Origin of the sequence: Flavobacterium sp. (assembly GCF_035456085.1) — a bacterium.
Lineage (GTDB): Bacteria > Bacteroidota > Bacteroidia > Flavobacteriales > Flavobacteriaceae > Flavobacterium.
In genome coordinates this window covers 1-11198 of the sequence record NZ_DATIDY010000053.1, presented here as the reverse complement: position 1 = coordinate 11198, position 11198 = coordinate 1, and the positions used below count along the sequence as shown (strand labels likewise).

The window sequence follows — 11198 nt, the reverse complement described above, 5'->3', positions numbered from 1 at the left end:
AGTAAGATTAATCGGTGTTGATGTTAACGCAATTAATATTACTGAAGACAGAGAGCAATTTAAACAGCTTTTAGAAAAAATTAAAGTACCAACTGCGCCGGCAAAAACAGCTACTTCTTACTTAGAAGGAAAAGAAATTGCTCAAGAATTTGGTTTTCCACTGGTTATCCGTCCTTCATTTACTTTGGGAGGAACCGGGGCAGCAGTTGTTTATAAAAAAGAAGATTTTGATGCCTTGTTAACAAGAGGTCTTGAAGCATCGCCAATTCACGAAGTTTTGATTGACAAAGCCTTGATGGGTTGGAAAGAATATGAATTGGAACTTTTGAGAGATAAAAATGATAACGTAGTAATCATTTGTTCTATCGAAAATATGGATCCAATGGGAATTCATACCGGAGATTCGATTACCGTTGCCCCTGCAATGACCTTATCAGACAAAACCTTCCAAAAATTACGTGACTATGCCATCTTAATGATGCGTAGTATTGGAAATTTTGCTGGAGGTTGTAACGTGCAATTTGCAGTTTCACCTGATGAAAAAGAAGATATTGTTGCCATTGAAATTAACCCTCGTGTATCTCGTTCATCTGCTTTGGCTTCAAAAGCTACGGGTTACCCAATTGCTAAAATTGCTTCTAAATTGGCTTTAGGATATAATCTTGATGAGTTACAAAACCAAATTACAAAATCAACTTCGGCTCTTTTTGAACCAACTTTAGATTATGTAATTGTAAAAATACCTCGTTGGAACTTTGATAAATTCGAAGGTGCTGACAGAACTTTGGGACTCCAAATGAAATCGGTAGGTGAAGTAATGGGAATTGGACGTTCGTTCCAAGAAGCACTTCACAAGGCAACTCAATCTTTAGAGATTAAAAGAAACGGAATTGGTGCCGACGGAAAAGGATATAAAAACTACGAACAAATTATAGAGAAACTAACTTTTGCAAGTTGGGATCGTGTTTTTGTAATTTATGATGCGATTGCAATGGGAATTCCGTTGAGCCGTATTCATGAAATCACAAAAATAGATATGTGGTTCCTGAAACAATATGAAGAACTTTATGTTTTAGAAAAAGAAATCTCAAATTATAAAATTTCTGATTTACCAAAAGAGCTTTTATTGGAAGCAAAACAAAAAGGATTTGCTGACAGACAGATTGCTCATATGACAAATAGCTTGGAAAGTGAGGTTCATGCTTTGAGAATGGAAATGAATATAAATCGTGTGTTTAAATTAGTAGATACTTGTGCTGCTGAGTTTAAAGCAAAAACACCTTATTATTACTCTACTTTTGAAGCTGAAATCGAAAAAGCAAACGGAGAGCGTTATGTTGACAATGAAAGTGTTGTAACCGACAAAAAGAAAATTGTAGTTTTAGGTTCGGGACCAAACAGAATTGGGCAAGGAATTGAGTTTGATTATTCTTGTGTACATGGTGTGCTTGCAGCAAAAGAATGTGGATACGAAACCATCATGATTAACTGTAATCCAGAAACAGTATCGACAGATTTTGATACTGCTGATAAATTGTACTTTGAGCCAGTTTTCTGGGAACATATTTACGATATCATTCAACATGAAAAACCTGAGGGTGTTATTGTTCAATTAGGTGGTCAAACAGCTTTGAAATTAGCTGAAAAACTATCTAAATACGGGGTGAAAATCATCGGAACTAGTTTTGACGCACTAGATTTAGCGGAAGACAGAGGACGTTTTTCAGATTTATTGAGAGAATTACATATCCCTTTCCCACAATTTGGAATTGCCGAAACAGCTGACGAAGCTTCTGCTTTAGCAGATACTTTAGACTTTCCATTATTGATTCGTCCTTCTTATGTACTTGGAGGTCAGGGAATGAAAATTGTAATTAACAAACAAGAACTTGAAGAACATGTAATCAATTTATTGAAAACGATTCCAGGAAACAAATTGCTTTTAGACCATTATTTGGCTGGAGCAATCGAGGCAGAAGCTGATGCAATTTGCGATGCTGATGGAAATGTTTATATAATTGGTATAATGGAACACATTGAGCCTTGCGGAGTACACTCTGGTGATAGTAATGCAACTTTACCGCCATTTAACTTGGGTGAATTTGTAATGCAACAGATCAAAGATCATACGCATAAAATTGCTAAAGCTCTTAAAACGGTAGGTTTAATTAACATCCAATTTGCGATAAAAGACGATACAGTTTACATAATTGAAGCGAATCCTAGAGCTTCAAGAACAGTACCATTTATTGCTAAAGCTTATGCTGAACCTTATGTGAACTATGCAACCAAAGTAATGTTAGGTCATAACAAAGTAACTGATTTTGATTTCAATCCGCAGTTAAAAGGGTATGCAATCAAACAACCAGTATTCTCTTTCAGTAAATTCCATAATGTAAACAAAGCATTAGGACCAGAGATGAAATCAACAGGAGAAAGCATCTTGTTTATAGATGATTTAAAAGACGATCAATTCTACGAATTGTACTCTAGAAGAAAAATGTATTTGAGTAAATAAAACTTAATTATACATAAGTAAAAGCCCCAAATGGGGCTTTTTTTTGTTGTTGAATAGACTTGATAGTGATAAGATTCCATACAGAAAGCACATTGAAAATAATTGAATTAATGTTAAATGCTTTTAAGTTTTTACTAAAAAATCAATGCATCCAATGTATACTTTTATCACCATGAAAATTACAGTAAATATTTTATGTTTTAAATAAAAACAACTGATAATCAATACTTTTCTTTGTTTTTTTTATAATGTTATTTGTTTTTTACTTAAATTTACTTACGCTTTTTCAACGAAACGTAAGTGTGGTAAATTAAAAAAATTAGTCAGAAGAAAAGGATAGTTTGATAAGACAAAACAGCTGTATAGCTGTCATATAAAGTAATATTTAATTGTTAATTGGTTGGTGAAGATAAAAAGCGATGCTCCTGTATCGTTTTTTATTTTTTAAGAGAAATTTGAGGCTATTTTCGAGCCTTAAAAATTTGATAAGAAGGCGTGTTTATAAAGCTTTGATGCCAATAAACTAAAAACATTTCTTTACTTTTGCACCAATCAATATTTTGAACTATGTACAAGATTTTAATACGTCCTATTCTTTTTTGTTTTGATCCAGAAAAAGTCCATTATTTTACCTTTTCACTAATTAGAATAGTTTCAAAAATTCCAGGAGTTTCAGCACTTTTTAGATTTTTATATCAAGTAAACGATAAACGATTAGAGACTGAAGTTTTTGGTTTAAAGTTCAAAAATCCTGTTGGTTTAGCAGCTGGAATGGATAAACAAGCGACTTTATTTCAAGAGTTGTCCGATTTAGGTTTTGGTTTTATAGAAATTGGAACACTTACTCCTGTAGGTCAGGATGGAAATCCAAAAAAGCGAATTTTCCGTTTGATAGAAGATAGTGCGATTATTAATCGAATGGGTTTTAATAATGGCGGAGTTCAGGAAGCTGTAGAAAGGTTAAAGAAAAACAAAGGAGTTCTAATTGGCGGAAACATCGGAAAAAATAAAGTTACTCCAAATGAAAATGCAACTTCTGATTACATTATTTGTTTTGAAGCTTTGTATAATTATGTTGATTATTTTGTTGTTAATGTGAGTTCTCCAAACACACCCAATCTTCGCGAACTGCAAGAAAAAGAGCCTTTAACACAATTATTGCAAACTTTACAAAATGAGAATCTGGCAAAGCCAAAGCAAAAGCCGATCTTATTAAAAATAGCTCCAGATTTGACCGACTCTCAATTATTGGATATCATCGATATTGTTAAGGAAACAAAAATTGCTGGAGTTATAGCTACCAATACTACTTTGTCCCGTGAAGGTTTAACATCTGCAAATAAAGTAGAAACTGGTGGAATGTCAGGAAAACCGCTACGTAAACGTTCTACAGAAGTAATTCGTTTTCTTTCCGAAAAAAGCAATAGAGCTTTTCCAATTATTGGAGTAGGAGGAATACATTCAGCTCAGGATGCGTTAGAAAAATTGGACGCAGGAGCGAGTTTAGTGCAACTTTATACTGGTTTTATCTACGAAGGTCCAGCATTAATTAAGGAAATAAATAAAGCAATTTTATCAAAAAAATAGTGGCATAACGATTTTCTTTCTTTACAACTCAAAACCTTTTTATATATTTGATAGTTATGAAGGGAATAAAAATTATCGAATGTCCACGTGATGCTATGCAAGGCATAAAAACCTTTATTCCAACGGAGAAAAAGGCTGCTTATATACAGTCTTTATTACGGGTTGGTTTTGATACGATTGACTTTGGTAGTTTTGTTTCTACGAAAGCTATTCCTCAAATGCAAGATACTGCTGAGGTTTTAGAACAGCTTGATTTATCTAAAACAAAAAGTAAATTATTAGCCATTATTGCTAACGTTCAGGGAGCAACTTTGGCTTCGCAACATTCAGCTATTCAGTATTTAGGGTTTCCTTTTTCTATTTCAGAAAATTTTCAAATGCGTAATACGCACAAAACGATTGCCGAATCTTTGATAACGTTGGAGGAAATTTTAAATATTGCCGATAAAACCAATAAAGAAACTGTTGCTTATCTTTCAATGGGTTTTGGAAATCCTTATGGAGATCCGTGGAATGTTGAAATTGTGGCCCAATGGACTGAAAAACTAGCAGCGATGGGGGTTAAAACTTTATCACTTTCAGATACCATAGGGAGCTCAACCCCAGATGTGATTGAATATTTATTTTCTCATTTGATTCCGCAATATTCTCAAATTGAATTTGGAGCTCATCTCCATAGCACACCTGATAAATGGTTGGAGAAAATAGATGCCGCTTACAAAGGCGGCTGTCGCCGGTTTGATGGTGCGATTCAAGGTTTTGGAGGCTGCCCAATGGCCTCAGATAATTTGACAGGTAACATGCCTACAGAGAAATTACTGTCTTATTTCACAGTTCAAAAAGAAAATACCAATTGTAGTCCGATGAGTTTCGAAAGTGCCTACAATGAAGCTTCGAAGTTATTTGGTGAATTTCATTAAAAAAAATAATTTTTTATTTAAGTAATTGATAATTAAGTGTTTTAATTTTTTCTTACTTTAGTATAAATTCTTATTTTTTTAGAAATCGTTATTCAGTAATTTAAATGAAGCTATATGAAATTTATTTTTTTCAAAAGAATTATTTTAATTAGCGCGTTTGTAAGCTGCCTTTTTTCATGTAGTAGTGATTTAGATTACGAGCAAGCTGATGATTTCAATATACAACCCGTTTTTATAACCAATCTTGCATATGTTAATGGTCCAGCTACAAATTTCCTTTATAATGGTGTAGAAGTTCCTTTTGTTTCGATTGTTTCCGAAGTTGATTTCTTGACTACAGAATTTGTTAAGGATGATTTGGTTAAAGCTGAAATGTATTTTAAAGTTAAAAATACGATTGCGCGTGGATTTGCTTTAAGGGTTGTTTTTTATGATGAAAATGATACGCCTCTCTACACATTACCGCTAAATATTGGTGAATCGCATGGAACCGAAATTGTCGTAGAGCACACAGAAATATTTACCGCCGCCAAAGTTGATATTATAAAAAATACGGCCAAAATGGGTTTTTCTGTTACGATGTTACCTGGAACACCAATAACACCAACAACTCCCGGCAGAGTTGAATTGAGCTCAAGTCTAACTGCTTATTTCAATGTAAAATGAGAAAAATAATAATCCTTATTGGTTTTTTTTTCTCTTTTTATGGCTTTTCTCAGAATAAAGAGATTTTGTATAATTTTACGCCACAACCTCAAAGTCTTTTGACAAATCCTGGGGCGGACGTCAAATACAAATGGTTTTTTGGAGTGCCCTTGTTGTCGGGTATTTCGGCGAATGTGGGTTCTACAGGGTTTGATGCGTATAATTTATTTGCTAATAATGATGTAGATTTTACAACAAAAGTTAAAAATATCGTTGCTTCGACCAATAGCAAAGATTATATCACGGCCAATCAGCAACTCGAAATTTTTACCGCAGGATTTAGGTTTGGAGGAGAGGAAAGTAAATCGTACGTGTCTTTTGGAATGTATCAGGAATTAGATTCTTTCATTTTTGTACCAACAGATTATGCTATCTTTTCTTTATATGGAAATAAAGATTATTTGGGAAAGTCTTTTGATATGAGTGATTTGAGCGCCAAAGCAGAATTATTATATGTTTTTCATCTCGGTTTTAATAAACAAATTAATGAAAAACTAATTCTTGGAGCTCGCGGAAAAATTTATTCAAGTGTCTTTAATGGAACTTCAACACACAATTCAGGTTATTTTGTTACGAGTCAAGGGCAAGATTTGATTTACGATCAGGTCATTAAATCAGATTTAGAATTGAATACCTCCGGCGTAAAAAAATATTTGGATGAAAATTATGATGGAGATGCTGCAAGTGATATAAAGCATGATATTACCAAAAGCGCATTTTTTGGAGGAAACCTTGGAGTAGGTGTGGACTTGGGAATTACTTACTATCCAAAAAGAAATATTCAGCTAACGGCTAGTTTAATTGACGTTGGTATTATAAAACACTCAAAGCAAGTCGAAAATTTCACATGGAAAGGTGATTATACTTTTAAGGGGGTAATTACCGAAATCAATTCGGATGGTACAGGCGGTGATGCCTATGACGATTTTCTTGACGCAATACCGTTGGATACATTGTATCATAAATATACGACTTGGCGACCTGTGAAATTTTATTCGTCTTTTCAATATTCATTTGAAGAAGAAAGACAAACAGAATGTAATTGTGCAACAGATGAAGATTCTTGGTATCGAAATAGTATTGGTGCGCAGCTTTTTATAATGAGTACACCAAAAACACCGATGGTAGCCCTTACTGCTTATTACAGGAGACGAATTCTTGAAAAATTGCAAGTGAAAGCCACTTATACAATCGATTCGTATTCTTATTCGAATGTCGGACTAGGACTGACGACAAATATAGGAATGTTCAATTTTTATGCAATGGCAGACAATCTTTTTGCGCTGAAAGATGTCTCGAAGGCAAATGCCCTCACTTTTCAAATAGGTCTTAATATTATAGCGGGAGGAAGTGGTAGGTGAAGCTCTCAGATTTCATAAGACAGGTTGTAAATTTTTTGTCCATTACTTTTTGTTTCTAAAATATAGTTTAATAAAGAGGTTTTTAGCTTAAGATTATGTACATTTGCATGCAATTTAACTAGAAATTGCAACATGAAAGCACATAACTCAAAGATTGTCGGTGAAGGTTTAACTTACGATGATGTATTGTTAGTTCCTAATTACTCAACCGTTCTTCCTCGCGAGGTGAGTATCAAATCCAAATTTTCAAGAAATATTACTTTAAATGTTCCTGTTGTATCTGCCGCTATGGATACAGTAACCGAAAGTTCTATGGCAATTGCTATGGCACAAGAGGGAGGAATTGGTGTTTTGCACAAAAACATGACTATCGAGCAGCAAGCAGCCGAAGTGCGTAAGGTAAAACGTGCTGAGTCTGGTATGATTTTAGATCCTGTTACTTTATTAATGACTGCTACAGTTTCGGATGCTAAAAATGCGATGAGAGAATATGGTATTGGAGGTATTCCAATTGTAGACGAAAATAAAATCCTTAAAGGAATTGTTACCAATAGAGACTTGCGTTTTGAAAAAAATGGTTCAAGACCTATTGTTGAAATTATGACCAAAGATAATTTAGTAACTGTTGCTGAAGGAACTTCTTTAGAAGAAGCTGAGGTAGTATTGCAAGGTCATAAAATTGAAAAATTACCTGTTGTAAATGATAAAAAGGAGTTGGTTGGTTTAATAACTTTTAGAGATATTACCAAATTGACTCAAAAACCAAATGCCAACAAAGATAAATTTGGTCGTTTGAGAGTTGCAGCTGCTTTGGGAGTTACTCCTGATGCCGTTGTAAGAGCAACTGCTTTGGTAAATGCAGGTGTAGATGCTGTAATTATTGATACTGCTCACGGTCATACCAAAGGGGTGGTGGATGTTTTGAAAGAGGTAAAAGCTAAATTCCCAAAACTAGATGTAATTGTTGGTAATATTGCCACTCCAGAAGCAGCTCAATATTTAGTAGAAAATGGTGCTGATGGTGTAAAAGTAGGAATTGGACCTGGTTCGATTTGTACGACAAGAGTTGTTGCAGGGGTTGGATTTCCTCAATTTTCTGCAGTTCTTGAAGTTGCAGCAGCAATAAAAGGTTCAGGAGTTCCAGTAATTGCCGATGGTGGAATTCGTTATACAGGAGATATTCCAAAAGCGATTGCAGCCGGAGCGGATAGCGTAATGTTAGGTTCATTATTAGCTGGAACAATGGAATCTCCAGGTGAAACTATTATTTTTGAAGGAAGAAAATTCAAATCATATAGAGGTATGGGTTCTGTTGAAGCTATGCAGGAAGGTTCAAAAGATCGTTATTTTCAAGATGTGGAAGATGATGTTAAGAAGCTGGTTCCGGAAGGAATTGTAGGTCGTGTTCCTTACAAAGGAGAATTGAACGAAAGCATGCAACAATTTGTTGGAGGACTTCGTGCAGGAATGGGATACTGTGGTTCCAAAGACATTGCTACTTTGCAGGATTCAGGACGTTTTGTTCGCATTACTGCTAGTGGGATTAATGAAAGTCATCCACACGATGTAACAATTACCAAAGAAGCTCCGAATTATTCGAGATAATATAAGACGAGAGTCTAAAAGTAAAAGGTGCAGGATATTGAATTCTTGCACCTTTTTTTATTGCTTTATAGCTTTGCGTTTGCCTCGCCTTATGAGACTCTCGCACCCAAGGTTATTAAGTTAAGCTTTGCTTTTTTGCTTGCTATAATCAACTTGGAATCTTAGAAACTTAGAACTCATTTTCTAATCATGAGCCAAATCTGCCAATAGTTTTTTGTCTCCAACAATCCATAAAATATCGTCTTTTTCTAAGATGACATTCGATTCAGGATTTAAGGTTCTGTTTCCTCTTTTTTCGATACCTACAATTAAACCTTTTGTTTTTTCGCGCAGTTTAGAATCTTTAATGCTTTTTCCTAAAAAGGTATGATTCTTTAATTCGATTTGTCTAAGAACAATATCGGGTTCAACTACCTCAGGAGAAAGATCCATTTCATGTTGGTCGAGATATTTTTTAAATTCCTGAACTTGCGCATCAGTCCCGATGACACAGACTTCATCACCAGGGAAAATACGCTCGTTAGCTTCCGGAATATGAATCATAACATCGCCACGTTTTATTGAGACAATATTAATACCCAAATTCTCTCTGATTTGTAAGTTTTTCAATGCTTCGCCGGCAATGTTTGATTCCGCAGCAATGTCAAAAAAGGCCATGTGTCCGTCCCAAGGAGTTAAATCGCTTCGGCTTCTTTTGGCTTTGGCAATTTCTCTGTCGTTTAAATTGGCTAGAAAGTGATTCTCAATTTTATGATATTGCGAGTGCAGTTTTTTATGAAAAATTAAATAGATTATAATGGCAATTATCAATGCGATGAAAGCAACTCTAGGCGAGAAAAATATATTTAATAATAACCCAATAAAGAAAATAGACAGTATAATACGAATGAAAAACAACATCGTCAAAGGACCACGAGATTTGCGGTCGCGCATTAATTGTTCGACTTCGGCCACAGCAACTCTTCGAAAAGCTAGCGCCCATAAAAACGGCGAAAGAATAGCTAAAATTATCAAAGCGCCAAATGAATTTCCTAAATGATAATCATTTACTAATGGCACAATAAATCGGGCAGAAATCAATATAATAGCTATGATGATAACCACGAGAACAATGACCTGAATTAAAAAAGCGTTAATTACCGTTTGCCACAAACTAACTGTTTTTATTGCTTGTGTGCTGGCTGAGTAACGTTCGATTCGTTTAGTCCATTTTCGAGGCAAATTATGCGCCAAATATTCCGAAAAAGGCAATGAATATTTAATCATAAACGGAGTCGTAAAAACCGTTACTGCCGAAACAGCCACTACAATTGGATATAAAAAAGAATTGGTGGCGTTCAATGTCACTCCCAAAGTTGCAATAATAAAAGAGAATTCCCCAATTTGTGACAAACTCATTCCCGTTCTGATAGATTCTTTTAGAGGTTGTCCCGATAATAAAGCGCCAAAAGTTGAGCTAATCGATTGCCCCAAAATAGTAACCATAGAAAGAACAATTACAGGAAGAGCATGCTCGTACAAAGCATTAGGATCAATTAACATTCCAACCGATACAAAAAATACAGCGCCAAAAAAATCTTTTACAGGTTTAATTAAATGTTCAATGTGTTCGGCTTGAGTAGTTTCGGCAATTATTGAACCCATTATAAAAGCGCCAAGTGCGGGTGAAAAACCAGCTTTTGCAGCAAAAATAACCATTGTCAAGCAAAGAGCCAGTGAGATAATCAATAACATTTCGTCAGTGAGTAAATGCTTGGTTTTTTTGAGAACGGTTGGAATAATAAAAATCCCGCCCAAAAACCAAAGCACCAGAAAGAACACCAATTTCAGCACCGACATTAAAAGAGCGCTCCCTGAAAACTGATTACTCACCGCAATGGTTGATAATAAAACCATCATCAATATGGCAAGAATATCCTGAACAATCAGCGAACCAATAACGATTCCGGCAAATTTTTGTGTCTTTACACCCAATTCGTCAAAGGATTTTAAAATAATAGTCGTCGATGATATCGATAGGATTACGCCCAGAAAGATACTATCCATCTTTGGCCAACCCAGCCATTGTCCCACACTGTACCCGATAGCGCACATACTCGCGATTTGAACCCCTGCAGTAATAGATGCAGTGCCGCCAACTTTCATCAGTTTCTTGAAACTAAATTCCAATCCCAGACTGAATAGCAAAAAGATGATTCCAATTTCTGCCCAAACTTCGACGCTTTTAATATCTTTTATCGAAGGAAAAAAATCAAAATGATTTCCAGCCAAAAAACCAGCAATCAAATACCCAAGTACCAATGGCTGTTTGAGTTTTCTAAATATAACAACAGCAATTCCTGCCGTCATTAGAATCAATCCTAAATCGGTAATTAAAGGTTCGAGATGTTGTGTCGTTTCGGCTACTGCACTCATAAGGTTCTATTTTTTTAGGAGCTAATTAAGAAAAAATAATTTAACGCGTTGGGTGAAATTATTTTTTACCACATAGAGACATAGAAT

7 protein-coding genes are annotated in these 11198 nt (G+C 34.9%); 6 read left to right on the top strand and 1 reads right to left on the bottom strand.

Annotated elements, in window-relative coordinates:
• From carB to guaB, 6 genes are all read left to right on the top strand, one after another.
• Positions 1–2518, top strand: a 2518-nt coding sequence (carB, locus tag VLC96_RS04365) for a carbamoyl-phosphate synthase large subunit (RefSeq protein WP_325260846.1), incomplete at its 5' end; no start/stop codon positions are given.
• Between the two features lie 567 nt (positions 2519–3085).
• Positions 3086–4105: a quinone-dependent dihydroorotate dehydrogenase gene (locus tag VLC96_RS04360; protein ID WP_325260844.1), complete on the top strand. Its 1020-nt coding sequence runs from the start codon at positions 3086–3088 to the stop codon at positions 4103–4105.
• Between the two features lie 56 nt (positions 4106–4161).
• Entirely contained in the window at positions 4162–5025 is an 864-nt protein-coding gene (locus VLC96_RS04355) for a hydroxymethylglutaryl-CoA lyase (protein ID WP_325260843.1), read from the top strand.
• A 114-nt stretch (positions 5026–5139) separates the two neighbouring features.
• Entirely contained in the window at positions 5140–5691 is a 552-nt protein-coding gene (locus VLC96_RS04350; RefSeq protein WP_325260842.1) for a hypothetical protein, read from the top strand.
• Positions 5688–7091 carry a DUF5723 family protein gene (locus tag VLC96_RS04345; RefSeq protein ID WP_325260841.1) on the top strand — a complete coding sequence of 468 codons (1404 nt, stop codon included), beginning with the start codon at positions 5688–5690 and terminating at the stop codon, positions 7089–7091. Before VLC96_RS04350 ends, VLC96_RS04345 begins: the two co-directional genes overlap by 4 nt.
• 132 nt (positions 7092–7223) lie before the next feature.
• Positions 7224–8696 (top strand): IMP dehydrogenase, encoded by a 1473-nt coding sequence (gene guaB, locus VLC96_RS04340; protein WP_325260839.1) that lies wholly within the window; start codon positions 7224–7226, stop codon positions 8694–8696.
• 183 nt (positions 8697–8879) lie between these two features.
• On the opposite strand, the gene VLC96_RS04335 is transcribed toward guaB, so the two are convergent.
• A complete protein-coding gene (locus VLC96_RS04335; RefSeq protein ID WP_325260837.1) occupies positions 8880–11111 on the bottom strand; it encodes a cation:proton antiporter in 2232 nt (743 codons plus the stop codon).
• Between the last annotated feature and the right edge of the window lie 87 nt (positions 11112–11198).